Origin of the sequence: Pedobacter sp. SYSU D00535, assembly GCF_017355855.1 — a bacterium.
Lineage (GTDB): Bacteria > Bacteroidota > Bacteroidia > Sphingobacteriales > Sphingobacteriaceae > Desertivirga.
In genome coordinates this window covers 50,088-77,020 of record NZ_JAFEWD010000003.1, presented here as the reverse complement: position 1 = coordinate 77,020, position 26,933 = coordinate 50,088, and the positions used below count along the sequence as shown (strand labels likewise).

25 protein-coding genes are annotated in these 26,933 nt (G+C 42.5%); 6 read left to right on the top strand and 19 right to left on the bottom strand.

Annotated elements, in window-relative coordinates; genetic code table 11:
- The 5 genes from dut to J4N23_RS08380 are packed head-to-tail and all read right to left on the bottom strand — an operon-like array spanning position 1 to position 4,395.
- The gene (dut, locus tag J4N23_RS08400; protein ID WP_207426512.1) at positions 1-435 is read right to left on the bottom strand and encodes a dUTP diphosphatase; all 435 of its coding nucleotides are present in this window, start codon (positions 433-435) and stop codon (positions 1-3) included.
- A complete protein-coding gene (locus J4N23_RS08395; protein ID WP_207426511.1) occupies positions 432-1,928 on the bottom strand; it encodes a lipopolysaccharide biosynthesis protein in 1,497 nt (498 codons plus the stop codon). The genes dut and J4N23_RS08395 overlap by 4 nt, the downstream gene beginning before the upstream one ends.
- Positions 1,929-1,950: 22 nt before the next feature.
- Positions 1,951-2,235, bottom strand: a complete 285-nt coding sequence (locus J4N23_RS08390; protein WP_207426510.1) for an acylphosphatase — start codon at positions 2,233-2,235, stop codon at positions 1,951-1,953.
- Positions 2,232-3,176 carry a nitronate monooxygenase family protein gene (locus J4N23_RS08385; RefSeq protein ID WP_207426509.1) on the bottom strand — a complete coding sequence of 315 codons (945 nt, stop codon included), beginning with the start codon at positions 3,174-3,176 and terminating at the stop codon, positions 2,232-2,234. Before J4N23_RS08385 ends, J4N23_RS08390 begins: the two co-directional genes overlap by 4 nt.
- A 43-nt stretch (positions 3,177-3,219) precedes the next feature.
- Positions 3,220-4,395: an amidohydrolase family protein gene (locus J4N23_RS08380; RefSeq protein WP_207426508.1), complete on the bottom strand. Its 1,176-nt coding sequence runs from the start codon at positions 4,393-4,395 to the stop codon at positions 3,220-3,222.
- A 125-nt stretch (positions 4,396-4,520) separates the two neighbouring features.
- On the opposite strand from J4N23_RS08380, the gene rlmN reads away from it, so the two are divergent.
- The 3 genes from rlmN to J4N23_RS08365 are packed head-to-tail and all read left to right on the top strand — an operon-like array spanning position 4,521 to position 7,665.
- Entirely contained in the window at positions 4,521-5,573 is a 1,053-nt protein-coding gene (rlmN, locus tag J4N23_RS08375; protein WP_207426507.1) for a 23S rRNA (adenine(2503)-C(2))-methyltransferase RlmN, read from the top strand.
- A 31-nt stretch (positions 5,574-5,604) separates the two neighbouring features.
- Complete coding sequence (locus tag J4N23_RS08370; RefSeq protein WP_207426506.1) at positions 5,605-6,303, top strand: ComF family protein; 699 nt, start codon at positions 5,605-5,607, stop codon at positions 6,301-6,303.
- A 6-nt stretch (positions 6,304-6,309) separates the two neighbouring features.
- Complete coding sequence (locus J4N23_RS08365; protein WP_207426505.1) at positions 6,310-7,665, top strand: right-handed parallel beta-helix repeat-containing protein; 1,356 nt, start codon at positions 6,310-6,312, stop codon at positions 7,663-7,665.
- A gap of 657 nt (positions 7,666-8,322) precedes the next feature.
- Here J4N23_RS08365 and glyA read toward each other — a convergent pair.
- Together glyA and J4N23_RS08355 are read right to left on the bottom strand one after the other, a co-directional pair.
- Entirely contained in the window at positions 8,323-9,594 is a 1,272-nt protein-coding gene (gene glyA / locus J4N23_RS08360; RefSeq protein ID WP_207426504.1) for a serine hydroxymethyltransferase, read from the bottom strand.
- Positions 9,595-9,621: 27 nt separating this feature from the next.
- Entirely contained in the window at positions 9,622-10,377 is a 756-nt protein-coding gene (locus tag J4N23_RS08355) for a ScpA family protein (protein WP_370527246.1), read from the bottom strand.
- A gap of 117 nt (positions 10,378-10,494) precedes the next feature.
- On the opposite strand from J4N23_RS08355, the gene dxs reads away from it, so the two are divergent.
- Positions 10,495-12,423, top strand: coding sequence for a 1-deoxy-D-xylulose-5-phosphate synthase (dxs, locus tag J4N23_RS08350; protein WP_207426503.1), 1,929 nt, complete (start codon positions 10,495-10,497; stop codon positions 12,421-12,423).
- A 1,187-nt stretch (positions 12,424-13,610) separates the two neighbouring features.
- The gene (locus J4N23_RS08345; RefSeq protein WP_207426502.1) at positions 13,611-14,447 is read left to right on the top strand and encodes an FkbM family methyltransferase; all 837 of its coding nucleotides are present in this window, start codon (positions 13,611-13,613) and stop codon (positions 14,445-14,447) included.
- A gap of 32 nt (positions 14,448-14,479) precedes the next feature.
- Here the strand turns inward: J4N23_RS08345 and J4N23_RS08340 are convergent, their stop codons facing one another.
- The 6 genes from J4N23_RS08340 to J4N23_RS08315 all read right to left on the bottom strand — a co-directional run bounded on the left by J4N23_RS08340 (position 14,480) and on the right by J4N23_RS08315 (position 19,115).
- A complete protein-coding gene (locus J4N23_RS08340; RefSeq protein ID WP_207426501.1) occupies positions 14,480-15,271 on the bottom strand; it encodes a glycosyltransferase in 792 nt (263 codons plus the stop codon).
- The gene (locus tag J4N23_RS08335; protein ID WP_207426500.1) at positions 15,268-16,047 is read right to left on the bottom strand and encodes a hypothetical protein; all 780 of its coding nucleotides are present in this window, start codon (positions 16,045-16,047) and stop codon (positions 15,268-15,270) included. Before J4N23_RS08335 ends, J4N23_RS08340 begins: the two co-directional genes overlap by 4 nt.
- Positions 16,048-16,077: 30 nt before the next feature.
- Entirely contained in the window at positions 16,078-16,860 is a 783-nt protein-coding gene (locus J4N23_RS08330) for a class I SAM-dependent methyltransferase (protein WP_207426499.1), read from the bottom strand.
- A 188-nt stretch (positions 16,861-17,048) separates the two neighbouring features.
- A complete protein-coding gene (locus J4N23_RS08325; RefSeq protein ID WP_207426498.1) occupies positions 17,049-17,759 on the bottom strand; it encodes a glycosyltransferase family 2 protein in 711 nt (236 codons plus the stop codon).
- Between the two features lie 158 nt (positions 17,760-17,917).
- On the bottom strand, positions 17,918-18,505 hold the full coding sequence (gene cysC / locus J4N23_RS08320) for an adenylyl-sulfate kinase (protein ID WP_255534792.1): 588 nt from the start codon (positions 18,503-18,505) through the stop codon (positions 17,918-17,920).
- A gap of 193 nt (positions 18,506-18,698) precedes the next feature.
- The gene (locus J4N23_RS08315) at positions 18,699-19,115 is read right to left on the bottom strand and encodes a hypothetical protein (protein WP_207426496.1); all 417 of its coding nucleotides are present in this window, start codon (positions 19,113-19,115) and stop codon (positions 18,699-18,701) included.
- Between the two features lie 122 nt (positions 19,116-19,237).
- Between J4N23_RS08315 and J4N23_RS08310 the strand changes: the two genes are divergently transcribed.
- Positions 19,238-19,426: a hypothetical protein gene (locus J4N23_RS08310; RefSeq protein WP_207426495.1), complete on the top strand. Its 189-nt coding sequence runs from the start codon at positions 19,238-19,240 to the stop codon at positions 19,424-19,426.
- Between the two features lie 94 nt (positions 19,427-19,520).
- On the opposite strand, the gene J4N23_RS08305 is transcribed toward J4N23_RS08310, so the two are convergent.
- The 6 genes from J4N23_RS08305 to J4N23_RS08280 form a co-directional block, all read right to left on the bottom strand.
- Positions 19,521-20,924 (bottom strand): lipopolysaccharide biosynthesis protein, encoded by a 1,404-nt coding sequence (locus J4N23_RS08305; RefSeq protein ID WP_207426494.1) that lies wholly within the window; start codon positions 20,922-20,924, stop codon positions 19,521-19,523.
- 129 nt (positions 20,925-21,053) lie between these two features.
- A complete protein-coding gene (locus J4N23_RS08300) occupies positions 21,054-21,842 on the bottom strand; it encodes a sulfotransferase (RefSeq protein WP_207426493.1) in 789 nt (262 codons plus the stop codon).
- Positions 21,829-22,626, bottom strand: coding sequence for a sulfotransferase (locus tag J4N23_RS08295; RefSeq protein ID WP_207426492.1), 798 nt, complete (start codon positions 22,624-22,626; stop codon positions 21,829-21,831). The genes J4N23_RS08300 and J4N23_RS08295 overlap by 14 nt, the downstream gene beginning before the upstream one ends.
- Positions 22,616-23,800: a glycoside hydrolase family 99-like domain-containing protein gene (locus J4N23_RS08290; protein ID WP_207426491.1), complete on the bottom strand. Its 1,185-nt coding sequence runs from the start codon at positions 23,798-23,800 to the stop codon at positions 22,616-22,618. The genes J4N23_RS08295 and J4N23_RS08290 overlap by 11 nt, the downstream gene beginning before the upstream one ends.
- 183 nt (positions 23,801-23,983) lie before the next feature.
- Positions 23,984-25,615, bottom strand: coding sequence for a gliding motility protein RemB (locus tag J4N23_RS08285; protein WP_207426490.1), 1,632 nt, complete (start codon positions 25,613-25,615; stop codon positions 23,984-23,986).
- A gap of 88 nt (positions 25,616-25,703) precedes the next feature.
- Positions 25,704-26,858, bottom strand: coding sequence for an MraY family glycosyltransferase (locus J4N23_RS08280; RefSeq protein WP_207426489.1), 1,155 nt, complete (start codon positions 26,856-26,858; stop codon positions 25,704-25,706).
- Between the last annotated feature and the right edge of the window lie 75 nt (positions 26,859-26,933).

The following is a 26,933-nucleotide window of genomic DNA, read 5'->3' as shown; positions in this document are numbered from 1 at the left end:
TTAAACTCCAGTATGACCGTATCCCCCGGTTCCCCGCAGCGTTTCTGACAGCGTTTCTACCTCCTGCCAGCTCACCTGCTCGTAACGAGCAATAATCATTTGGGCAATCCGATCTCCGCTAGCGACTACAAAGTCAGTATCAGACAAATTCACCAGCAATATTTTAATTTCTCCACGGTAGTCCGCATCGATAGTACCCGGGGAATTAAGCACGGTAATCCCATGCTTAAACGCCAAACCACTGCGCGGTCGTATCTGCGCTTCAAAACCTGCAGGCAATTCGATAAATAATCCTGTAGGAATTAAAAGTCGTTGCAAGGGTTTAAGTACTACTTCCCCATCTGGCAAGAAAGCTCTTAAATCCATTCCCGCTGATTGCAGGGTCTCGTAAGCTGGAAGACTGTTAGTTGATTTATTGATTACGCCGATCTTCATTTTGACGACAAGATTGATTTTAAGTTTTTTCGCTCAAAGTAGAAAGAACCCGCCGCAAAAAAAAGCAAAAGTAGATTTCCGATAATCAGATTCCGATCAAATACCACGAAAGAAAGGAACACAAAGCCAATTGCAGTTAGCAGGTAAGCGAGATTTTTCTTGATGTTGTAGGGGATCGGATATCTTTTCTGCCCCCACAGGTAAGATAAAACCATCATGCAGGTATAGGCAAGCAAGGTTATCCAGGCGGATGCGTAATAACTGTATTTTGGAATAAAGATTATATTGAGCACCACGGTAATTAGGGCGCCAACACCAGATATGTATAATCCGAACCGTGTCTGATCAGATAGCTTGTACCAAACAGACAGGTTCATGTAAATCCCCAAACTGACATAAGCAAATAAGAGGATCGGCACTACTTTTAAACCCGACCAGAACAGCCCTCTTTGTTCTGGTGTTCCTCCATCTACAAAATATTTGAGGATTTCTACGTTTGCCACCAAAGCCACGAAAATAATAGAGAGCGCTATCACGAAGTAGTCCATGATCACGGCGTAGGTAGCACCGGAATTTTTTTCTTTCGCATGGCTGAAAAAAAAAGGTTCGGCACCCAGTCGGAAGGCTTGTATAAAAATGCTCAGGAAAATGGCGAGCTTAGCAACAGCACCGTAAATACCCACCTCCTGCTCTCCAAAGTCGCCCCCAAGCAATTTCCTGATAAAGATCTTGTCGGATGTTTCGTTGATGATGAAGGAGAGGTTTGCGATAAGTACGGGAAAGCTGTACACCAGCATCTCCCGTAGTAATGCAAAGTCGTAGCGGAACTTTAGCTTGAGGAGCTCTGGTAACAGCATGAGTAAAGTAACAAAACTGGCGATGAGGTTTGACAGAAAGACGTACCCTACCCATCGGCCTTTGAACCAGCTGAACAGCTCGGGAGCTACTTGCTGCCTGATCAGCCAGGGGATTACAAAAAGGAAAATGAGATTGAATGCGACGGCGATGAGGATGTTTGTGAATTTTATCACGGAGTATCTGCCTGGTCTTCCGTCTGCCCGAACTTTCGCAAATGGGACTACAGCGATGGCGTCAAGAACGAGAATCGCTGCGAACATTTTAATAAAGGCCTTATAATTTTCAGGATCGATCTTACTGCCCCCGTGCAGCCAGGCCGCTAACGGGTCGATGAAAGCCAGAATAACTATTAAAAAGAAGAGGGCTATAAAAAGCGTGGTAAAGAAGGTATTACTGTAGACTTTCTGTTTGTCATCATGCTTGTTCAGGTACCGAAAAAAGGTCGTCTCCATTCCGAAAGCGAGGATCGGGTTCAGAATAGATACCCAGGCGTACATGGTGGTGAGGATCCCAAATACCTGAACCGGATAGACCCGGGTATAAATGGGAGTTAAAAGGTAATTCAGCAAACGGGCAACAATCGTACTTAAGCCGTAAATGGCCGTTTGCCCTGCAAATTTCTTAAGAGTAGACAATTAGCGTTAAGATTAGTCACATCTACCAAAGCAGATTCTTTTTTACAACCTCAAAATTACGATAGTTTTTTAATTCGCCTTCTACAACTTCTACCTTTTCCACGAGTGCTCTTTCCGGGCCGGTATGGCACCATTCCAGTATCGATTCAAGGGAAAAGTCGTCGCCTTCCGCCTCGATGTAAACACTTCCATCCGGTTGATTTCTCACAAAGCCTTTCACGCCCAGCTGGTCAGCAACTGCTTTGGTGGAGGCTCTGAAGAATACGCCTTGCACTTTCCCGGATACGGTTATATTCAAATGTTTCATAACTTCAATTTTTCAAGTTTAGCTTTTGTGGCGACAAAGTCGTCCCATATTGTTTTTAGGATTTCGGCCGCGGGTTTTATTTCCTGCAGCGTAGCCGCAACCTGGCCGATTTCCAGTTCTCCCTCCACCAAATCTCCTTCATACATCCCTTTTTTTGCCCGGCCTTTACCTAATAACTTTGCTAGCTCCTCTTTGCTTGCACCCATCCGCTCTGCCTGTTCCACCTGCTCATAGAACTCATTTTTAAGCAACCGGATAGGCACTAAACTTTTCATACTTAATTTGGTATCCCCTTCCCCTGCGTTGAGCACAGCCCTTTTGAAGTTCGGATGGGCAGAAGATTCTGCTGCTACAGCAAAAGCAGACCCTATCTGAACTCCCTCCGCTCCCAGAGCGAAGGCAGCAAGCATCGCCCTGCCAGAACCAATACCACCGGCCGCAATTACGGGAATTGAAACCGCGTCTGCTACCATGGGCACCAAACAAAGAGTCGTAGTTTCCTCCCTGCCATTATGCCCTCCAGCCTCAAAGCCTTCCGCCACTACCGCATCTACTCCACTTACTTCCGCTTTCTTCGCGAATTTGGTATTTGATACCACATGAACTACTTTGATTCCCGCTTCTTTAAGTTTGGAGGTCCAGGTAGCCGGATTTCCAGCCGAAGTAAACACGATCTTTACACCCTCTTCCAGGATGACAGCCATTAGTTCTTCTATCTGGGGGTACAACAACGGGACGTTCACCCCGAACGGATGGACTGTTGCTGCCTTGCATTTTCGAATGTGCTCCCTCAGCGTTCCGGGATGCATGGAGCCGGACCCTATCAAACCTAAACCACCGGCATTGCTGACTGCTGCTGCCAGTTTCCATCCGCTACACCAAACCATCCCCGCTTGAATGACAGGAAAGCGAATATTAAACAGAGAGCACAAACTGTTCATCACCCGTAATTTGAACTATTAAACTAGAACAGACAAATATCGCTTAAATCAGTTTTTGAACTTTTGAATCTGGAGAAAGTTTCATATCCCTCACCTCCGTGATAAGATTCAGTCCGGGCATCTTTCCTTTCTCGATGCTTCCGAGGCGTTCGTTTACACCTAAAAACTTGGCGCCGTTCAAAGTAGCCCAGGCCATTGTTTCTGATAATGAGAGGGAAGGAAAATGAGTGTGTAACGTTTGCAGCTCGGACAGCATACAAAGTTGTGTATTGGAGGCAAGACTGTCTGTACCCAGAACGATATTGAAATCATTAAAAAGAAACATATCTATTTTGGGCAATCTGTCTTCAATGTATAAGTTAGCATTTGGACAAAAACACCAGGTAACTTCCCGGCCGGAACGGCGGATAAAGTAAATGTCTTTCAGACTGGTATACGTATTATGAACCAGTAACACCTTTTGCTGCTCCGGAAGCAAAGGAATGACGCTTTGTATAGAATTTCGGGCCTGAGGTTTAAAAAAGTCGATGTTACGCCCTAGCTTTTCGTAGAAGTCCAGGAATTGACCGCTTTTATACCGGTAGAACTTGTTTTCCTCTTCAGTTTCCTGGTTATGGATGGAAAGGAGGTCGCCTGCTTCACCACAAAATTTTCCAATGAACCGAAAAAGCTCTTTACATACGGAATAGGGAGCATGGGGAACAATGGAGGTCTTTAAAGGTGCAAATTGTTCTTTAAGCTGAAGGCCATCACGGAAAACGTCTTTTGCACATTCGGGCTCAAAGCAAAGCAGCTCCAGAAAGGTGTGGTAGTGGATCTTACTTTTTTGCTTAACTTCTTTGGATATAACGGTATTTGAAATATCAGCTACAGCAACAATTCCATTCTCCTGCATCTGCTGGTCGGCTTCTGCCATAGCTTCTTCAATGCCCTTCTGCACCTGTTTTCGCTTACCGATCACCTCCAGAATGAAAGCCACCAGGCCCTTCTTTTGCGGCACTTGCCCTTTTAAATAAGAAAGCTCCAGATGACAATGAGCATTTATAAAACCAGGAACAATTATTCCTTCAAATTTTTGAATGTCTTTATCTTTTATTTCGGCGCTTGTATCCGTATAAATACCCGTTATTTCGCCTGAAAGATCAACAGCTACCACTCCTTTTTTGATAGGCGGACTGGAAACAGGCAGAATATAATCGGCTGTAAAGTACTTTATCATAAGAAATTTCCAAACTCATCCACCCCTGCATTTTTTATTGCTGTTATAACAACAATAATAGGAAAAAATTTGTTTCCGGCGTTTTTTAACATTCCAATTACTTAATTATTGAGTATTTTTGCATTGTGAATGAGGTTGTTGTAAAAAAAGAAATCAGAAACTTAACATCTGCCGATCTGCTAAAATTTCTATCGGAAGTAGGCGAACCGGCTTTCCGAGCTAAACAAATTTCAGAGTGGCTGTGGATGAAATCTGCTAGAAGCTTTGACGAGATGAGCAATCTCTCAAAAGGCTTAAGGGAAAAACTGAAAGCTCACTTTCAGATTAACGCGGTAGAAATCAACCAATCCCAGTTTAGTAGCGACCGCACCATCAAGAATACTTTCAAACTCTATGATAATAATATCATCGAGGGCGTATTGATTCCCACTCCCGAGCGTATGACTGCTTGCGTGAGCTCTCAGGTGGGCTGCAGTCTAACCTGCAAGTTCTGTGCTACGGGATATATGGAGCGAAAAAGAAATCTGGAACCGGGCGAAATATATGATCAGGTGGTGCTGATTGACCAACAGGCAAAAGAGAATTACGGCATTCCGCTCTCGAACATCGTGTACATGGGGATGGGCGAACCGTTGCTTAACTATGCGAACGTTCTGAAATCAATTGACAGGCTGACAGCCCCGGATGGCTTAAATATGGCGGCTAAACGGATCACCGTTTCCACGGCTGGGATCGCTAAAATGATCAAAAAACTAGGGGATGATCAGGTGAAGTTCAACTTGGCACTCTCGCTGCATGCTGCCAACGATAAAAAACGGAACGAGATTATGCCGATAAATGAGCAGAACTCGCTAAAGGCCCTGGCAGAAGCACTCAAATATTACTATCAGAAAACTAAAAATCCGGTTACCTACGAATACATCATCTTCAACGACTTTAACGATAGTATTCAGGATGCAATGGAGCTAGCTAAGTTTTGCAAACACCTTCCCTGCAAAGTAAATATTATTGAGTATAACCCCATTTCATTCGCTTCCTTCACCAATGCAGAAGAAGATAAAACAGAAGCATTCGCAAACTACTTGAAGAAACAGGGGATTATTACCGTCATCAGGAGAAGCAGAGGCAAGGATATCGATGCTGCCTGCGGGCAACTGGCGATTAAGGAAGAAAAATAAAAATCTTCCTTAATTTAGGTAAATTGTACGAATGAACGCGGTTTACAATTATCTGAACGACTTCCTGTCGCTGTTCTTTCCTGATCTGTGCTGCGGTTGCGGGATAAATCTGGTGAGCAACGAAAGTACTATCTGCACCAATTGTACCTTTCACCTGCCTTACACCAACTACTACAAAGAACCAGATAACCGCGTGGCGAGGCAATTTTGGGGAAGAGTGCCTTTCATCCACTGCAGTGCCTTTTTACATTTTAGGAAAGGTTCGAAAGTGCAGAATCTAATGCATCAGCTGAAATACAATAATAAGACAGACGTGGGCCTCAAGTTAGGTCAGATGTATGGAGACCAGCTGTTACGAGCATTTGAGTCGAGCAAACCCGATCTCATCATTCCCGTCCCGCTGCATAAAGCGAAGGAGAAAAAACGCGGCTACAACCAGAGCTCTTTTTTCGCGGAGGGATTAGCTATTGCCCTTGATATACCTGTAGACAGCTCCAGCCTTCAGCGCAACACGTTTACTGATTCACAAACGCGGAAGTCCAGATTCAACCGGTATGAGAATATGCAGGAGGTGTTTGCAGTAGCAATACCTGACACGCTGGAAGGGAAACACGTGCTTTTAGTGGATGATATCATTACTACCGGTGCCACCATCGAGAGCTGTGCAAAGGCATTGCTAGCCATCCCAAAGGTTCAATTAAGCATTGCAGCCATTGCCTTCACCGACTAATTTTCCATGAAGTTACTCCTTACCTTTTTATCGGCCATCCTGTTTTTAATCTCTTGTAGAAAAGGAGAAATCCTGAAAGACCGATCTGCAAAACTTCGCTTTTCAACAGACACGCTCTTTTTTGATACTATTTTCACTTCCGTGGGATCGACCACCCGGCGGATTAAAATATATAACCCGAACAAGCAAGCCGTAAAAATTTCTGAGATAAAGCTGGAAGGTGGAAGCTCATCACCTTACCAGCTGAATGTCAACGGTCGGGCGACGCACCACATTCTTGACTATGAACTTGGCGCTCAGGACTCTATGTACCTTTTCGTAAAGGTGACTATTGATCCTACTTCGCAGCAACTGCCCTTTGTTGTTTCCGATTCTCTAAGTTTCCTTACCAATGGGAATCTGCAGCGTATCCAACTTCGCGCTTACGGACAAAATGCCCGCTTCTTGAGAGACGCGAGCCTCAACAGTGACGAAATCTGGGATAATCAGCTACCCTTCGTAATCTATGGCACGCTCAGAATTAGGGAAAATACTACGCTCACTATCGAGAAAGGCACTAAGGTTTTCCTGCATAAGGGGGCAAAAATTTCAGTGGAAGGAAAGCTCGACGTCCGTGGTACCCTTTCAGATAGCGTTGTCTTTGCCAGCGACCGGCCTGAAAACATCTACCTGGAAGAAGCAGGTCAATGGGACGGGATTCACTTTTTACCTTCGAGCAAAGATAACCGCATCAACTACGCGGTCATTAAAAACGGTATCACGGCTTTAGAATTGGACTCACCCTCACTCAATGACCAGCCTAAACTACTCCTCACGAATACAAAAATCCGAAACATGGCAATGGCAGGAATCCTGGCGCATAACTCCAGTGTAACCGGCTTTAACAACCTGATCTCTAACTGCGGCCAGCATTTGATCTATGCCAGTTCAGGTGGAAACTATACGTTCATACAGAACACTTTTGCGAACTATAACTATTATTTCTCCCGAAGCACTCCGTCGGTGGAATTTACAGACAGGCAAGGAGCTGCTAAAACTGTCATGCTAAACTTAACCCTTAGCAACAACATCATTTGGGGAAGTTTAACAGACGAATTGAATATCGAGCAGAAGAGCGTGGGAAACTCTGTAGTAATCCAAAACAATTTAATCCGAAGTCGCGACAAAACCCTGGAGCCCGCAAATATTCTGAATGCGGATCCTCTCTTTTTACACCCCCGCAACCGCAACTTCAGGCTCTCCACGACAAGCCCGGCAGCAAATAAGGGTAAGAATTTACAACAGGAGTCCTGGCTACAACTGGATTTATCAGGCAAGCCGAGAATATTTCCCTCTGATTTAGGAAGTTACGAAATACAGTAAATTTTTAAAAATAAAGTAACCTTTTGCTTGTTATACAGTACAAGTAATTGAGAGCGTTAATTTAGATGAAAGAGCTGGAAGCCGTATGGCGACCGGCTTTTTCTTTTTAGGGGCGCTTCTTTTCTTTTTTGGAAACGTGCGCCAGCAGCCCGATCACCTGCAGTCCCGCTGTACACTGCAAGTCCTCGCACCCTCACACTTCCTTTGCTTCGCTGCGGGCTTTCCGTTGCCATCGGGTATATTTTACAAGGTTATCTCCATTAATTAAATTATTATGAATTTCCTGTAACCTTTCCTCCGCGAAACGGTAAAAGGATACCGAGAGCGTTAATTTAGATGAAAGAGCTGGGAGCCTTAGGCGACCGGCTTTTTCTTTTTTAGGTGGAATTTGATAAGCGCCTCGTGATAATTCTCCTCCCAAACAATATCCTTCAGACCCTTCCGCATTTATTGATCCCCTTACCGTACGTATTCTCGGAAAGAAAGAGCCTTGACAAGAGTAAATTGGAAGCTAGGATTTATCCGTCCGGAGACAATGACTGGTAATAATTCGTGGTCAGATGACAATAACTGGATGCAGAGAGTCATCCGGTCACAGCGGATGGATCATAAAAAAAGGAGCCTAAAGCTCCTTTCTCATTTTTATCTCCGAAGATCTTACTTATACAATGGATGCTCTTCCATCATCTCTTCTACCTTCTTACGAACCTTCTTCAGGCTGCTTTCGTTCTCAGGATCTGAGATCACGGTATCGATGTAATCTACAATCTTCGCCATGTGCTTTTCCTTCAATCCGCGAGTAGTGATTGCTGCAGTACCCACCCGAATTCCGGAAGTCACGAATGGTGATTTGTCGTCGAACGGAACCATGTTTTTATTTACGGTGATGTGCGCTTTCTGAAGAGCAGCTTCAGCAGCTTTACCGGTAATACCTTTATTCCGAAGATCGATCAGCATCAGGTGGTTGTCTGTTCCGCCAGAAATGATCTCGAAGCCTTTTTCAACCAATGCCTCTGCCATCGCAGCCGCGTTCTTTTTCACCTGAACCACGTACTTCATGTAGTCATCGCTCAAAGCTTCACCAAAAGCAACCGCTTTAGCAGCAATTACGTGCTCTAATGGTCCGCCCTGTGTTCCCGGGAACACGGCCATATCCAATAAAGAAGACATCATTCTGGTCTCGCCTTTAGGAGTTTTCAATCCGTAAGGATTTTCAAAATCTTTACCCAACATGATCATACCACCGCGAGGTCCGCGAAGAGTTTTGTGGGTAGTAGTCGTTACGATGTGGCAATGAGGAAGTGGATCGTCCAACAGTCCTCTGGCGATCAAACCAGCAGGGTGAGAAATATCAGCCAACACCAAAGCGCCAATTTGATCAGCCACCTGACGGATGAATTTGTAATCCCACTCACGTGAATAAGCAGAAGCACCGCAAATGATCAGTTTTGGTTTTTCAGTTAAAGCCGTTTCTTCAAGCTGCTTGTAGTTAATTCTTCCTGTCTCTTTCTCTACACCGTAGAAAAAAGGCTGGTATAATTTACCGGAAGCATTCACAGGAGAACCATGGGTAAGGTGACCACCATGAGCCAGATCAAAACCAAGGATCTTATCGCCGGGCTGCAACAATGCTAAAAATACCGCAGCGTTCGCCTGCGCACCAGAGTGAGGCTGAACGTTCACCCATTCAGCGCCGAACAGTTCCTTCGCCCGCTCAATCGCGATTGACTCAATCTGATCGACCACTTCGCAACCACCATAGTAACGTTTCCCTGGTAATCCTTCTGCATACTTATTGGTAAGCACAGAACCCGCAGCTTCCATTACCTGCTTACTTACAAAGTTTTCAGATGCGATCAGTTCCAGTCCGCTCTCCTGGCGTTCCTGCTCTTCATCGATCAGCTTAAAGATGACTTTATCTTTCTTCATTATTTGTTGTTGGTTAAATATTCAATCCTAAAAAGCAGCTTCCTTCTCAGCCACCGAAAAATTATTAAAGCCCAGTCCGATCTGAATGTCAATCAGCTGTTGCTGCAACATTTCCAGCATCGCCAGGAAATTATACACAAAATGCACTTTGTTCTCCGAGCTCTTCACCATTTCTGAAAAGTCCATTTGCCTGTTCAGCGCCAGCATGTCCGAAATGATCTTTTTCTGACGCTCGATAGTGTAGGGATACTGCACTACCGTATGTGTTACCTCCACTACCCGCTGTTTGTACCGCGACATCGCCTTTTCATAAACCATCATCAGCCGGTATAACCCTAAGGAAGACAGTTCCTCTCCCGGCTCTGAAGTCTCGGCAATGGTCTGTAAATCTGCTCGTATGTTTCCCCTTTTCTCCTGTTTAAAACGAAGTTCCTCGAGTAGCCTTAGCTCTTCCGAGGCTTGTTTAAACTTCTTGTACTCCAATAGTTTCTGAACGAGGTCTTTCTTGAGGTCAATCTCGTTCCCATTCTCATCAAAATCCGGCCTTGGCAACAGGAATTTTGCTTTGATCCTCATCAAGGTGGCAGCAATGAAAATAAATTCACTGGCCAGCTCAATGTTTAAAGCATTCATTTGCTGGATATAGGCAAGAAAATCGTCGGTGATTTTAGCAATCGGAATGTCGTGCACGTCCAGCTCGTCCCGCTCAATAAAGAATAAAAGCAAGTCAAACGGCCCTTCGAACTGCGGCAGCTTAATCTCAAACGTATCCTGCTGTATCACAAGGGCTCAAAAATAAGTATTTAATTGCTCTTTAAACAGCAAAGAAAGCTGCAGTTTACAATTATTTTATGGATAATATTGAGTTACTTTGTAGCTTTATTTTTTATTTGCTACCGAATGGAAGTAAAAGCGGGAGAACTGTTAGAAAAAATCAATTACCCTTCTGATCTAAGGAAACTTAACGAGGCAGAGCTTGAAAGAGTCTGTAAAGAGTTGAGGCAATACATCATTGATGTAGTTTCCGTAAATGGTGGGCATTTTGCAGCCAGTCTCGGTGTGGTGGAGCTTTCTGTTGCTCTTCACTATGTGCTGAATACCCCTTATGATCAGCTGGTATGGGACGTAGGCCACCAGGCTTACGGACATAAAATACTAACAGGCCGCCGCAATATATTCCACACCAACCGCATCTACGGCGGGATCAGTGGATTTCCAAAAAGATCGGAAAGTGAATATGACACCTTCGGTGTAGGTCATTCTTCTACTTCTATTTCTGCTGCCTTGGGAATGGCGGTTGCCTCGCACTACAAGGGAGAAACCGACCGGCAACACGTGGCAGTCATTGGAGACGGGTCGATGACGGCAGGGATGGCCTTCGAAGCACTTAACCACGCGGGCATTGAAAACTCCAATCTTCTGGTGATCCTGAACGACAATAACATGTCGATCGACCCAAATGTGGGCGCGCTGAAGGAATACCTGACCGACATCACCACTTCCAAACAATACAATAAGTTCCGCGACGATATATCCAATGTCCTGGGCAAGCTCTCAGAGCTGGGACCGAATGCGCATCAGATCGTAAAAAAGATTGAAAAGAGCATTAAAGGAACACTTCTTAAAAAAAGCAACTTCTTTGAGGCCTTGAAATTCCGCTACTTCGGCCCTATTGACGGACACGATGTCAAACACTTGGTAAAAGTACTGAAGGATCTGAGAGAGATTCCCGGACCGAAGCTTCTACATTGTGTTACGGTGAAAGGCAAAGGTTTCGCTCTGGCCGAAAAAGATCAAACGAAGTGGCATGCACCAGGTCTTTTCGATAAGATCACCGGTGAGATCAAGAAAACTGTTAGCGATAAGCCGCAGCCTCCCAAATACCAGGACGTTTTCGGCCATACCCTCGTCGAACTTGCGGAGCAGAATGTGCAAATTATGGGAATCACGCCGGCAATGCCGAGCGGCAGTTCTCTAAATATTATGATGAAAGCCATGCCTAACCGGGCTTTCGACGTAGGCATTGCAGAACAACATGCGGTGACGTTCTCGGCAGGACTTGCTACACAAGGGCTGGTTCCCTTTTGTAACATCTATTCCAGCTTTATGCAGCGGGCCTACGACCAGGTGATACACGATGTTGCGCTTCAGAAGCTAAACGTAGTCTTCTGCCTGGACAGGGCCGGGATCGCCGGGGCTGACGGTCCTACTCATCATGGTGCTTACGATATCGCTTACTTCCGTTGCATTCCGAACATGATCGTGTCAGCACCGATGAACGAAGAAGAACTTCGGAACCTGATGTACACTGCGCAGCAGGAAAACATGGGCCCCTTCTCCATCCGCTACCCAAGAGGGAATGGTGTGATGGCCGACTGGCGCCGCCCTTTCAATGCCATACCAGTAGGGAAAGGAAGAAAGATCTGCGACGGAGAAGATGTTGCCATCCTTTCCATTGGCCATATCGGGAATGAGGCAGTGAAAGCCTGCCTGGAGTTGAATACCGAAGGAATCAACCCTGCCCATTACGACCTGCGTTTTGTCAAGCCCCTGGACGAAGAATTGCTGCATCAGGTATTTTCTAAATTCCAGAAGGTCATTACCGTAGAAGACGGTTGCATCCAGGGGGGAATGGGAAGTGCAGTCCTGGAATTCTTGGCAGATAATGGCTATGCCGCTAAAGTAGTTCGACTTGGCATCCCCGACAAAGTAATCGAGCACGGCGAACAACCGGAGCTCTGGGCTGAATGTGGATTTGATGCTGCGGCGATTGCTTCAGCGGTAAGGGAGATGGCGGTAAGCCGGGCAACAAGTACGATTGCAAGTTAGGAGGGCGCGAATTCCGGTATTAATCTAGCTTCTTGCATCCATCTCCACCTACCTCAAGCTCGAATTTCTCCTATAATAAAGTATACGTTAAGCTGATGATTAGATTTTTTTATCCTTCGTGTACCACGTATAAATATAGAGGATAACCATGAGGTTCCGCCAGATAATTAATATATAAACCAGTAGTGTTGGAACATGTACTTAGAAAAAAGGTGCTAGAGAGAGTATAAAGAACCCGAAACTAAAAAGCCGCTAAGAGCTGCCCGGATCTAGTGGGCGAGCAGCGGAGGAAACTCTCGTTTTTCTTGTACACATGCCCCTACTATTAATAATGTTTGCAATAAAGAGTGTATTTGCCGTACTTGTATTATACGAAACCCGGCTCGAAGATTCTTCTACTTTAATGTCCTTAAATAGATCCCTAGAGGACGCGGAAAGCGAATTGGACATGCTGGTTTATAATAACAGCCCAAGACCGCAGGATTACCCTAATTACTTCAAATATAATAGATTAAACATCCTCTATTGCCACAATCCTCTCAATGGAGGCCTCGGTGTCGCCTATAACTTCGGAGCAGACCTTATCAAGGAACGATCCGATAAAAAGTGGCTATTATTATTAGATCAAGACACTACTTTTTCAACCGACTTTTTTCACAAAACGCAGATCGCAGTAGAAACTTATCCCTGCGTAACATTATTTGCACCGAAGCTTTTTGACGAGATAGGGATATTTTCCCCTGCTAAGTACAAATACAAGAGTGGCCATCGTCTCAGTGATGTAGCTCCTGGAATTTATCATTTAAAAAAAATCGTGCCGGTAAATAGCGGCCTACTTATCTCAAAAACCGCTTTCTTTGAAGCGGGAAAATACAATGAGAAAGTCAAACTTGATTTTAGCGACCTTCAGTTTATTGAACGACTTAAAAAAATACACCCTTCCTTTTGCCTTACAGGGGCAATTGGCCACCAAAATTTTTCTAACAATGAAACCGATGTTTTGAAATTGAATTTGAGATATAGTTTTTTTTGCCAGGGAGCACGAAACATTGAGAGAAATAGCCCCCTTGACAGCTTAATATACTTCCTACTTGCATTTAAGAGGGGCATTAGTTTAGCCAGACGAACTAAAAAAACCATATTTTTTAAGACGTTTTTTATTTACTATTGCCGAAATAGAAGAAATAGTGAGTGAAGAGTTAATTTTTGATATCGGTTTCCATTTAGGAGAAGATTCAGATTATTTTTTAAAAAAAGGTTTTAAGGTAGTCGCAATAGACGCTAACCCTCAGTGTGTTGCTGCAGTTGGGACAAAATTTGGACCCTATATTAATTCTGGCCAGCTCACTCTCATTAATTGTGCTATTTCTAATTTCGAAGGATACGCCAACTTCAACATTAGCCAGGAAAGTGTATGGTCCTCATTAAATTTTGATATAGCTAACAGACAGGAAGCCCTAAAGGACACCGTTACTGTTAAAGCTAGAACTTTACTTTCGTTGATCGAGGAATTTGGGATGCCTTCTTACTGCAAGATCGATATAGAAGGCTCTGATAAACATGCGCTTCAATCCTTGTTCAGCATTGCAGAAAGGCCTGAACTTATTTCAGTTGAAACAGAATGCATCGGACAAGAGAAACAGCTAGGAAATGGCGAAGCACTAGAGACGCTTCTACTTCTACGTAAGTTAGGCTATACAAAATTCAAACTTGTTGACCAGACAACTCTCCTTCCATTGTTGCCAGATGAACAGTTTTATACCCTTGATTTTCTAGGCCGAATAAGGATGAGGGCTAGGTATAACTATATTTTTTTGAGAAGCTACCGTCATAAACTGAGCAAGATATTTGGCCACCACTTTTTACCAGGCTGTTCAGGGCCTTTCGGTGACGATATTTCCGGCCCATGGCTCGATTTTAATACTGCCAGGGCTACTCTACTCTATCATAGAGAAGCTTATTACAGCAAAAAAAATGCTTTAAATTACGGGTTCTGGTGCGATTGGCATGCAAAGTGGAGCTAAAGCACATAGTGGATTAACATACAAGAGTGAAATTATCTTTTCAAATTCCTGTATTTAAGGTTACGGAAGGTGACAAGCGTAAAACTAATAAACAACTTCGGAGTAAATTTGAGAAGCACCAAAGCTGCTTCTTTCCGATAATTGCTCTTGAAAAGCGACGTGACCATTCGGATCGTATTATAGGAAATTCTTCTAATAGAAAACACATGGCGGTAGGCTAATAAAGGCTCTTGCAAGGAGGCGAAATGGCTACTGCTGAATGATCTTAACAATAAGTCAAAATCTTCTCCCCCGTATTTTAAAAAAAAATTCCGGTATCGCCATCTAAAAAACCACTCTTTCTTTCCGAACCAGGTCGGGTGATACAGGGGAATACCATTACTTATATTTTTAACAAGCTCGTAATGACTCTGAGGAGCAATATACCGATAAAGAAAATTTCCGGATTCACCGAATGCAATAATAGATGAGCCGAGTAAATCTATCTCCGGGTGAGCCTCCATAAAATTTACTTGCTTTTGGATTCTTGTTGGAAAAGATAAGTCATCAGCATCCATTCGGGCAATATATTTTCCATGAGCCAATGAAATACCTTGATTTAGCCTATTCGCAATGCCTTTTCGGCCTCTACCGGCATAAAACCTAATTCTGTTATCGGAAAACCGCTCTACTTTTTTCAAGGTATCATCTGTGGACCCGTCGTCACAAATCAAAAGTTCCCATGTTTCATAGGTTTGAAGTAATATAGAGTTAATTGCTGATTCAATAGTCGCTTCACTATTATACGTAGGCATTATTATGGAGACCAGAGGAAAAATACTCATAGAAATTGGTTCGTTCTGCTCAACACTACTAGTTCTGAATAAATTGCCTTTGCTTTCTCCTCTAGATCCGTCCTAAAATCGAATTTTTCTGATATGCTTTCGGCAAAAAGATTTGGCTTAAATATCGTGAGCGGATCTGTATAGCTAAGCTCAAAACCAAGATTATTAAAATAGGCGATGATCGCTTCACTTGATTGAAGCAATATGTCCAGGCTGACAACCAAATAATCCTTCCTGTCTTTCTTTTTCAAATACATCAGAATTTGCTGATTATACTTTATCCATTCTGATAAATAAAAATTATATATTCTTTTTTTTCGCCAATACAAAAAAATCAAGCGGTATGCCTTTACTAAAAAATGCTTCTTCTCTGTCTGTGATTTGTATCTCCTCATAATAGAATCGACGACAAAGGAGTAGTGTCTGAAGATGACAATGGCAGAGGTATCCGGGATAATCATATGCCACTTATCCAATAACAAACAGGTTCTGGGATCTTTCCACGCCCATTGTTTATGGCTGGAATTATTCACTTCTACAAGGTAACGAGCATGCTTTTCAAAGTCAAAATCCTCGCGCTGTACCTCAAACGGCTTTTCCTTTAGGGCCCTCCGATGTAGGTCTATGAAATTCCAGTCTTCGAAATGGCCATCCCTATTTCCTATATCTTCCCCGTATAATTCGGCTCCTACATACAACCCGCACCGTTGCAACCAATTCGTTAGAAATGATGTACCGGAGCGGTGCATCCCTAAAATCATAACTATTCTATTCATCAAATATTTCAGTTGGTTTTGCTACGGCCTTTAACTTGGGTCTCTTTTTTTTCCTATTATTATCTGATGAAAAGGTGGTACAAACTCTTGACAAACAACATCTAAATCAAAACAACTAAAACACTGCCGCATAACCTCTTGCGAAAAAACATGGTGGTGGAGCGCTCTGTTGACAGTATTCTTTTCACTTCTTTCTTTAAAAGAATTAAAATCCAGACCTGCGTCTGGATCAAGTCTCAAATCATGTAACTTTAAAATTTCTGATAGGTGACTTAAGTCGTGTTCCGAAGTGCCCAAATTATAATCTGTCAGAAGATGTTCAAAGGAAGTATAGGCTCTTCTATGATCGAAAGTGAAATTTTTATCAGGAAATACGAGCACAACAAATCCTCCCGGCTTCAAAATCCTCTTCCATTCTTCGAGAGCATTTAAGGGGTTAGCAATATGTTCAATACAATGAGACGACAAGACGAAATCGTATTTCTCATCCTCAACAGGCAAGGCCGTTCCCTCAGCAATATATCGAACACCATACTTTCTTGCTGAATGGCGATACTCCGCTCCTTTAAAGTCCTTTTCCCAGAGAGTTGTGTCGCGAAAATTACAATTATCTACACTATGTACCCAGTCATAAACGGGAAACACATCTGATAGAAAGAGTTTACTCGGCCCTCCGATTTCGAATCCCTTTTTCTGGTCGAATACTGAACGTAATGACGAAAGGCGCTTTTTGCATTTCTTCCTTTTCCATATAAACATCAAGCGTGACCTTGCTTGGAAATAAAAAAAAGAGTAACTGTAGAAAATTCTCACAGGTTCACCAACTAAAAGGAAAAAAACAAAAGCCCTGTAACGCGTAGCGAAAGATTAGTTGAACGCTCTACATGGCAAAGACAAGGTATTAACCAACCAACAATACAATATAATAACATCCTAATAGACCGTTACTCTAAAATCGCCAAAAAAAAGCTTTTGACGATAGAGTCAACTATGCGCTTCCCTTATCCTCTAGCCTTTCGGAAGAGGAGACGAATAATACTTTTTATTAATATGATTCTAAATTTTAGTTTAGTTACCACCGAAGTTTTTAACCGATATTTATTTAAAAAACTATGGTCATGCCTCCTCCAGATGGATAATTTGTTTCGGATGAAATAGACTTTCCCGTATAATGTCGCTACTAAGCCTATCCACATATCATGCATGGGGATGTCTTCTGGAAACGGCAAAGCATGCAACAAAACATTGCGACGGAAAGCCATACAGTTGCCAAGAAAAGTATTCTTTAATAGGTTTTTAATTAACCCGCTTCCAGAATTGCTATCACTAAAATAGCTACCAACTACCCTACCGTCCTTTTGAATTTTACAATCATGGACAACGAGGTCATATTTCTTAAGATATCCAAGCACCAGATTTACCTTATTGGGAAACCAAATGTCGTCCTGATCCGATAGAAAGATATACTCACCTTTTGCGTGAGAGAGTGCATGTTCAAAGTTTGAAACAGGGGACTTGGGCCTTGCACTGTGCAACACCCTTATTCGTGAATCGTGAAACGATTCAATAATAGTCAGAGTATGGTCTGTTGAACCGTCGTCAGAGACAATTACTTCGTCGTCATACCTCAATTGGTCGAGAATCGACTTTAGTTGTTCCTGGAGGTAGCTTTCGCCATTGTAGGTGGCGATGCAAACAGATAATCGTTTCAAAAATATATCTTAGATTGAGGAAGGAAAACTAACGTTACTGTTGTCGGAAATGCATGGATATACATAGCGACTTCGCAGCTTTAAATGTCACCCCCGATAGCATTGTTTATTAATAAAAAAGATAACATTCCCAACCTCGACATTGAACAAAGCTCCATTTACCGAGGTAGTGCGGGATCTAGCGTTACAATGAAGTCATAGATCTCCTTCACCGATTCTTCTACGCTCTTAAGTCCTGTGCTTATTTTTAAATCTGGCGTACCGGGAGGCTCGTACAAAGAGCCTATGCCCGTAAAGTCATTAATAAGACCCTTCCTTGCCTTCGCATACAGTCCTTTTGTATCCCTACCTTCACAAATACTTAAAGGGCAATCGAGATACACCTCGATCATACCACAATTTTTCAGAATTTGTTTTATCATCGAGCGATCTGCCTCCAAAGGAGTAATGAAAGCAGCAATAACAATAATTCCGGCATCAACCATTAGAGCGGCAACTTCTGCCACTCTTCGCAAATTCTCAGACCGGTCAGATGGTGAAAAGCTTAGATCACGGTTTAGCCCTTTCCTGATCAAGTCTCCGTCCAGTACATAGGTCCTTTTACCAGCCCTATATAATTTGTGTTCCAACAAATTTGCTAACGTACTCTTTCCAGCCCCTGACAAGCCTGTAAGCCAAACTACAAAGGCCTTTTGCTGGTTCATTTCTTCTCTAAGCTTTACATTAATTGTATAATCCGGCAACATCCCAAAACATATTTCTATCGTGATACTCTAAGAAGGCAGCCTACTTCAAAAGTGGTGGTGCTTACAATTATACATCAATTAAACTAACTGTACAATTGTACTCCAACTTGAACGAGGTACTTCATCGAACATGCAAAAAGCCGTTTTATCACCAAAAATTATTAAATACCTCATTTTTCAAACAACTGCGGGCCTACAAAAAGGTCGGTCTTTGATAGTCTATCCCCTTATTCTTTAATATCCTAAAAAGGAATGATTCATTTTCTTCTACATATTCCAAAGCCTTTTCAGTCCAAAGGCTGGTTCTGTCAACATACCTTTGACGGGTTTTATTAACCTTCCTATGATTCTTTATAAAATTAAACTCATCACTTGTAAACCCTTCCGTTGCTAATAGTGCAACTAAATCTTCAGCCAAGCTTTCTTGTCTTAAGAAGTGGATTTCCCCGAGGTCATTCACGTAGTCTTGAGAACTTAAATATCTTTCATCCAATTTGCCAAAAATTTCTTTTGGTCTTCTAAAAAACATTTGGATAAATTGAGCAGTTTGGTTTCCAATATTATACATGTTATCTGATCCTACCCTTGCCTTTGCAATCAACTTATTCATTTCTACAAACTCGTCGAGGCTGATCTTAGGGAAGCTGGGGAAGTGCCTACGTAGGACTTCTCTATTAATAGGAGGATGATCGTACCACCTTCTATATTCATAGATAGAGAGAAACTTGTCATATGGATTTCTTACTACTGAAATTACTTTTCGAGCTGAGTATTTTGAAGGAATTTGGCAGTAGGTACCATGTTGATCAGGAGGATTTCCTGGCAGCTTTATATTGGGATGAATTAACTCAAGGTAAGGAGGAGAAAGCAAACCGAATTGGCAAGCACATTTATATAGAGGACTCGAAAACGCTCTTTTAAGATAAATTCCTTTGATGACACTTCTTACAAAAGTGCTTCCGGTTTTTGGGTTGTTAAGAAAAACAAAATGATCACAGATTAACATAAACAACAACTACTCTGAAGCTGAGCAAACTTTCGAAGTCTTTTTAACAAAATCAACCACCTTTTTTAAATACAGATTGATATCCTCCGAAACTTTAAAACAGTAACAGAAAAAAACGTAATAACAGCAGATAAACGTTGTGCGAAGTAAAAAGTCTACCGTAGGGTTCATCCTTTCCGGAATAAGATGGCAAAAGAAAAGACCCGTCAAACCTATGGCGAGAGTTACGAGCGTCGAATTCGAAAAAGGATGCATATTCAACTTTATGTAGATAAAACTCAAACGGTATATGTTCAATAAGATAAACATGCAGCAAATAGAAACAGCAGCTCCATGAAGCTGATAGAGAGGAATTAGCACAAAACTCAACAAGACGCAGAAGCCCGCAATGAACAGCTGAAAATAAGAGTCAAGCTTCACATATTTGGATGTATTTAATATTGTCCCATTTATTCCGCACACTGCATTGATTAAGTTACCAAATGCTGCGATTAATATAACTTCTTCCCCATTCGAAAACTCCTTCCCTATCAATGCCAAGATGTTATCAATATTGGCATAAGTGATCACAAACAGCAATAGGGTAATTAAGAAGAGGTTTAGAGAACTTTTCCTATAGATACTTTCTATCGCATCTAAATTGTTTTCAGCCCATTTGCTTGCTACAACTGAATATGCAATGGAATAGAGAGATCTGCCCGGTAGTGCGATGATAGCAGCAAAGTTCAGCGCTACAGTTAGTACCCCTACATCAGCCAACCCAAAATATTGCTTAACAAGGAACACTGAGGCCGTTTGAATAAAAAGGGGGATTGCACCAGTTAACAATCCTAACAAACTTACTAACCACAGCTCTCTTTTTACTGCCCTCCCGAGAGATTTAAAGTCGGGCTTCCAGAAATGCGACCAATTAATATTTATCTTATATAATACTATTACTGCAGGTATAGCGTTCCCAACCAGCCATACAAGCATAAACCCTTCAAAAGGGATAACTTTAAAAAACAATAAAAGTATCGAAAATAATATCAGAATACGCCTTAAAAACTCTCTGAATAATCTCCCCGTTACAATGTCCTGAACCATTTGCCCATACAGCTCAATTATGTTATACAATAGGAAAACGAATGAAAGTGGAAAAAGAAAGTTAAAATAGTCGGAAAGTAGATTAGAATCCTCGCCTTGCCCAGTTAGTATTACATCCCTAAATAAAAATACAGCCGTTCCAATACAAGTATATCCAGTAAGAGCAATGAAAGACGACAGGAAAAGAAATGTATGTTGCATCCCCTCGGTCACGTTGAACTTCGGAAAAAACTTACCAGTATTAGCAAAGCCTAGTAAGCTAAAATGGGCAATTATTTGAGAAAGGATCAGCAAGGTGGATATGAAGCCCACCTCGTCTGCAGTCATAGCTCTTGTCTGAAAAAAGAACGTCGTGATGAATGTTGTAACAACCCCTAGAACCGTGAATATGACAGCTGATGTACTTTGTTCTCTGATTATCCCCATCTATCACTTATTTGTTCAAACGACAATCTGTCAACGGCTAAAGATCCTTTTACTGCGAAGTAATCTCAATGTTTCTTCTGCGTCTTCCAAAATCTCTTCCCCCACCTCTAAAACCTCCTCCCGGTTACTAAGTAACTCCGCATCATACAAATTTTCCGGATTTTCGTACCTTAAACAGAAGCCCATTTCCTGAGTAAGGTGGCAAAAAATCTGCTCGCTGAATTTTAACATGTCTCCTACTTCAAGCACAAGGAACTCTTCTCCTGTCCTCTTTTCTAAGTACGAAAGTATGGCCTTGTTGTATCGCAGCCATTCTTGCAATGCTATCTGTTCCGACAGTTCCTCTGTTCCCAGTGCCATCAAAGGCTTCCTAATGAACGCCGAAAGGTTTCTTCTTCTGTGCAGTTTTTCCTTCTGGCCTCTACGACGAAGAGAGTGAACTACCTGACGAAAGTCTCTGAATATTACTATTGCTTTTGCGTCGGGTAAAAGAGTATGCCATTCAGGAAGAAACAAGCAGGTCCTGGGATCCTTCCATCCCCATTGCTCATATTTCAAATTGTATTCTCTTATCAAAGCCGCACCCTCAATCTGAAAATCAGGTTTGATACGGTTTCGTTGGTACCACAATCTTTCGTTCAGCGCCCGCATGTGTAGCTTCAGGAATTTCAAATCTTCGAAATGACCTTTAACGTTCCCTATACCGCCTGGATTAAATTCCTCGCCTAAGGGCAGGCCAAGGTGCATTAACCAATTAGCCAATAAAGAGGTTCCTGAGCGGTGCATCCCCAAAATCATAAGTACCTTAACTGTCGACATCCCAATTTAGCTCTTGATTCAGTAACTGTGCCAGGTCTTCATTGTAACTTTTGAAATACTGCCTCAAAAAATCAAGCAGCTCCTGCGGAATTTCGCCCGCCGTTCCAGGATTTTGAGGACTGAGATCGGTTGGGTAGACCTGTTTTACTGCTAGAAATTCGTAAACGATTTTTAACGTATTCTGAGGGTTTATAAAAAAATCTTCACTTCTGAGAACAAGAAGTTGCTCCTTTGGAAGAACTTTATACCACCGTTGGAGCTGAAGAGCGTATTTACCCCTCTCTAGATAGGAATAATGCTGATGCTCCAGACTGTATGAAAAGGGATTTAGCTGCAGTGCCTTTTTTCCATGCTTCATTCTTTCAGACTCAAGCGTTATTGCTTCTTCGAAAGTCAACTTTTCGATTCCTTGCTTCACGCAATGGCGGTAGTGTGAAAACGCTCTATCCACCGGATTTCTCAAAAGGGCGATTATTTTTACGGTGGGCAAGTCTCTGGAAATCCGCCCGGGCACATATGGGTGAAAAAGATAATACGGACTCGCTTCTCCTGCTAAACATCCGTCTTTTCTAATGAAGTGTTTTTTATACCAGTTAGGACCTTTTAAATAATTAATGTCAAAATAATGCACTTCCTTTACTGTTGACATAGAAAGTTCGGGGTGCTGTGACAAGTAATAATATAGTGAGCTTGTCCCGCCTTTTTGCGCTCCTACGATGATAAAAGAGGGGAATGTACGCTCAATCTGCTTAGGGAGAAACTTACTAATTACTCTACTTAACATCCAAAAGTTGATTATAATACTCTTTGCTTTCTTTTACGACCTCCAGCCTTTGGTTCTGCCACCGCTCATCTTTTTGGAGATAAGCCCCCTCGCCCCATTCATTCCAGGCAAAGAGAAACACCACGTGTTCGATTTCTTCTGATATGGCTATTTCGCGAGCCAACTTTTTTAAATAAGATCCAAACTTGCCTGGAGCAAAACCATTTACTACAATTGCCTTATCCCTGTACCTTGGGCTGTTATCGAAATTGACAAAGGCTGCAGTATAAACCTTGTTTTTTGATTTAAGGGCGAACTTATATTGATCTAGCAAGGTCTGCCATAGCTTATCATAATCATAATGCTTTACCCCCCTGACTAGCTTACTCTTTACTTGAAGTAATAAGCGCTGAACCCAACGAGGAGAAATCCTTCCGATAGCAGAAAATAGCTGATTAAAGGTGGGCTTAGAAGGCCCTAAAATGACATCCGGAGCTGACATAGCTAAACCAGGTTGCCATAACATAACACCATCTAGTAGTTTTAAATAACTAAAATCAAATCGATAAAGGGTAATTACCCCGATGATATGAATTTTCAAGCCTGCTTCCGCCAAAACAAACTCTCTTAGATCCTTAATAAAGCCAGCAATATCGGGAATTTCTTCGGGTTTATATATCTGGAACATAGGGCTATCTCCAATTTTAATATACCTGGGGTCCAGAAACGCCTTAAGGAGCAATCGGAAGTGTTTAAGTTGCTCGCTCTTACTCCTTTCGTATCCTTGATGTAACAGCACTTTATTCCTATCCTTTTTATAGTTCCAGGTTCTGCTCCAGGTTTGATTAGCCCAACATAACGAAAATCTAAATTCGATTTGGGGATTATCAAGCAATCTGTCGAGTATAGCTCCTAGTGGCCTTTTGCCCTCAAACCAATAATGATAAAGTACAAAACCGTCAATACCATGTTCCTTCGCCTCCTTAAACTGGGATTCAAGGGCCTCATTATTGTTTAGATCGTAATAGCCGTCAAGAGGTACACTAGGTTGATTATGCCCGTCAAACTGAGGTCTTGATTCCTTTACTAAATTCCATTCGGTAAAGCCTTCACCCCACCATCTGTTGTTATAAGGACAACTATGAAATTGAGGAAGAAAAAAAGCGTAATACTTTAATCCCTTTGCTTTTGACATTTAACACATTTATATGACACGCTCATCGCTTTAGTTAAAGCAACTTTTAGCGTCGTGGTCGCGAATAGGGCGATAATTACAAAGAAAATAGAAATATAACATGTATTACCCGGGTAGTAGCTGAATAAGTAATACGTTTAATTAGTATTAACGTGTTAAGAATTCAACCCTATGTAATGACCGTTAAAAATCCTGATACAAATTCCTAAACGAGCTTCTTAAGCCAAACATTACCCAAGCAGTACTATTGCTCGTTATCGATTGCTTTTCGTTCCGAAGAATTCCTTTCAACTCAAGTCGCAGGTTGTACTTAGGATTGAGGAGATAGGAAGCAGTTCCCTCTAAATAAGCCAAAGCAGTAGTATTCCCCTGACCCAGAAAGTTTCCATTAGATCTTGAGAATTGCGTATTGTAAGGGCGATAAATGTTCTTTCCGTAGTTGGTTGCTTCATTCAGCCTATCTAGGCCATACTTAGCGAGATTAAACTGTCCCTGCAGATCCAATTGATGCTTCGACCAGGATAAAATACCTACGAGTTCCCGGAAGTTGGCACCATAAGGGTGAGCGAGCGGCTCGCTATAGTGGCCGTAGGTGAGCATGGAGAAATCCCGGTCGTTTAAGTCGGATTTTCTGGAAGAGTAGGTATAGGGTTTAGCCGTGTTAAACTCGAGGAGATAATTCAGGCTGTTTACCTTCAACAGGTCCGCCCCCCTTAGTCCCAACTGTATCCCGTACTTGTTGCGGTTGCTCCCCGCCTTACTAAAAAACTCCTTCGCCTGAAACTCATCCAGGAAGAACTGCCCGTATACTGCCATCTTATTAAATATCTCATATTTCCCTGTTAATCCCATTGCCGCATTATCGGGAGATCCACTGGTAGCCTCATTGGGACGCAAAAAGATGATAGGGCTGGCGTAGCCCCAGTCAAAACCTCTTTTGTTCCCTTCATCATCATATTGACTCCAGATCACCGCGTCGAAGAAGCCCAGCGATAGCCGGTTGTTTACATTCCAATCCAGGTAGTGAAATACCCCTCCCTTTCTTCGGTTTCCCGAATCGTAGGAAAACTTTGTTCCATTGGGCTCCTGCAGTGCTGCCCACATAGCCATATACTGCACACTCCCTAAATTCCCTGTTAGTTTCAGGAATGGATAATTGGAAGAATAATCAGACAGCAGCATCGAGCGATAGCCATCGCCAATGAAGTTCTTATCCTGGCCTAGCGTAATATTAATGTATTTGGATGGTGTGTACGAAATAAGTGCTGTAACATAGGACCAATCTTTGGTAGGACCCGGGATATGGGCGTTTCTGTCGTAGAACTGCCCGGGAACGACACGTGTAGTATTGATGTAGTTGGTATAATAATCGGCAAAACGACCCTGGTTCTCAAAACCGCTGGTGTAGAAGTAGAAGTTCTTGCCAATTGTCCCCCCTATCTGAAAACCGCGGGTGTTGAGCCAGGTTCCACTTCCATCTGCATTTCCAACCAAGAAGTCGGGAAGAAAATCAACGTAGGCCATGTAGTCCCCCCGTCTTACATCGATCAAATGCTCATTAAAAAGCTTTCTTTTGATCCAGTCTGAACGACTCGAATCCACGCCAACAGATAATAAGGAATCCACACTGTGAACGAGCAGCGAATCATTTGCAATAAAGGGCTTTAAGGAGCTATGAAAGCGAGTATTCTTATTGTAGACATCCCTGCTCAACTTTTGATAGAAATGAAAGGAGTAAGGTTGGGGATGGGACTGGGCTACCAGATTTTGAACTTGGGTCAGAACAAAAAAAGAAACAATTAGAAAAAACCTCATTTGCCTAATTTTCCCGCAAACATAAGGGATTCGACTTAGAAAGTAGAAGGAAAAATCAAGAGGAAAGAAGTATTCCTTTGTAGAGCCTCTAGTTTTCACTGATTTTCTCCAGCACCGATTGAACAAAGCTCTTATCCGTAATAGGTTGTTCAGGGTTGGCATCTTGTCCAAAGGTTTCCGTCTTTGAAGCTAATCTGATCTTTCTGCTATAGATATAAAAGGTAAAACCAATGTTAAGCAGGATGATCAGTAAGGCGATCGTTCCAATAAGTTGGTTATTACCAATGTCTTGAAAATACAGGGTTAGCGCAATACATGCCAGCGTTATTCCGGCGAGTACTGCAGAAGCTTTCGTATGGTTTAGGCCAACAGAAAGCAAACGATGGTGGAGATGATTGCTATCTGCTTTAAACGGCGATTCATTACTTACAATCCGGATAGTAAAGACCCGCAGCGTATCAAACATGGGAATGATCAGGATAGCAACAACCAATGCAGGAGCAGAGCTGATGATAACCCCCGCGTCGATTAAACGGTCAGTGCTAATATTGATCAGATGAATTCCGCAAACAGCCGAAATAAAGCCGATCATCAGAGAACCAGAGTCGCCCATGAAAATCCGCGCAGGTGATACATTATGAATTAAGAAGCCGATCAGCGCGCCCGCAAGGGACAAGGATAGCAAGGCCCAGCCAGTTTCGCCTGCCGAATAAAACAGCCAAAAAAACGCGATAGACATGATGAGCCCTAGAGATCCCGCCAAACCGTCTATTCCGTCGATAAGATTAAATGCATTGACGATACCAACGATAGTAAAAACCGAAAGGCCAATACTAAAAGGGTAGGCTAACGTATGCACTCCCAGTATACCCTGGAGGTCCATTATCCTTATATCGCCAAGGATAGTTATGATAAAGGCCGCTGCAAATTGAGCAACGAATTTTTTCAAAGGATCAACTCCAATGATATCATCTTTAAGACCTATGATAAAGAGAATGACTCCACTCGCAAGAAGTTGGTTACCAATAGGAAAATCTGATGTTTTGCAGCAGAGAGCCAAAGAGAATAAAAACCCCGAGAAGATTGCTAGGCCGCCAAGGTTCGGAATAATCTTCTTATGAATTTTTCTGGTTTCATTAGGGGCATCGAATAATCTTTTACGGAGGGAGATCGTTATGATAGTGGGGATGCTAAAAGCAACAACCACTAAACTTACACAAAAAGTTAAGATATAGGCTACCATATTCTCTCAGCTAGGTGAAATTGGAACAAAGGTATAAATATTTAAGTGAAAACAATTTCTAAAGTCAATACGCAC

Bases quoted from the DNA above. Each gene is read 5' to 3' on its own strand.
- J4N23_RS08310 (WP_207426495.1), top strand. From the start codon at position 19,238: ATGGATTTCTTACTACTGAAATTACTTTTCGAGCTGAGTATTTTGAAG.
- J4N23_RS08365 (WP_207426505.1), top strand. From the start codon at position 6,310: ATGAAGTTACTCCTTACCTTTTTATCGGCCATCCTGTTTTTAATCTCT.
- J4N23_RS08295 (WP_207426492.1), bottom strand. From the start codon at position 22,626: ATGTTAAGTAGAGTAATTAGTAAGTTTCTCCCTAAGCAGATTGAGCGT.
- J4N23_RS08390 (WP_207426510.1), bottom strand. From the start codon at position 2,235: ATGAAACATTTGAATATAACCGTATCCGGGAAAGTGCAAGGCGTATTC.
- dxs (WP_207426503.1), top strand. From the start codon at position 10,495: ATGGAAGTAAAAGCGGGAGAACTGTTAGAAAAAATCAATTACCCTTCT.
- glyA (WP_207426504.1), bottom strand. From the start codon at position 9,594: ATGAAGAAAGATAAAGTCATCTTTAAGCTGATCGATGAAGAGCAGGAA.
- J4N23_RS08285 (WP_207426490.1), bottom strand. From the start codon at position 25,615: ATGAGGTTTTTTCTAATTGTTTCTTTTTTTGTTCTGACCCAAGTTCAA.
- J4N23_RS08380 (WP_207426508.1), bottom strand. From the start codon at position 4,395: ATGATAAAGTACTTTACAGCCGATTATATTCTGCCTGTTTCCAGTCCG.
- J4N23_RS08370 (WP_207426506.1), top strand. From the start codon at position 5,605: ATGAACGCGGTTTACAATTATCTGAACGACTTCCTGTCGCTGTTCTTT.
- J4N23_RS08280 (WP_207426489.1), bottom strand. From the start codon at position 26,858: ATGGTAGCCTATATCTTAACTTTTTGTGTAAGTTTAGTGGTTGTTGCT.
- J4N23_RS08290 (WP_207426491.1), bottom strand. From the start codon at position 23,800: ATGTCAAAAGCAAAGGGATTAAAGTATTACGCTTTTTTTCTTCCTCAA.
- J4N23_RS08340 (WP_207426501.1), bottom strand. From the start codon at position 15,271: ATGAGTATTTTTCCTCTGGTCTCCATAATAATGCCTACGTATAATAGT.
- J4N23_RS08315 (WP_207426496.1), bottom strand. From the start codon at position 19,115: ATGAATAAGTTGATTGCAAAGGCAAGGGTAGGATCAGATAACATGTAT.
- dut (WP_207426512.1), bottom strand. From the start codon at position 435: ATGAAGATCGGCGTAATCAATAAATCAACTAACAGTCTTCCAGCTTAC.
- J4N23_RS08335 (WP_207426500.1), bottom strand. From the start codon at position 16,047: ATGAATAGAATAGTTATGATTTTAGGGATGCACCGCTCCGGTACATCA.
- J4N23_RS08385 (WP_207426509.1), bottom strand. From the start codon at position 3,176: ATGAACAGTTTGTGCTCTCTGTTTAATATTCGCTTTCCTGTCATTCAA.
- J4N23_RS08300 (WP_207426493.1), bottom strand. From the start codon at position 21,842: ATGTCGACAGTTAAGGTACTTATGATTTTGGGGATGCACCGCTCAGGA.
- J4N23_RS08305 (WP_207426494.1), bottom strand. From the start codon at position 20,924: ATGACTGCAGACGAGGTGGGCTTCATATCCACCTTGCTGATCCTTTCT.
- cysC (WP_255534792.1), bottom strand. From the start codon at position 18,505: ATGTTGCCGGATTATACAATTAATGTAAAGCTTAGAGAAGAAATGAAC.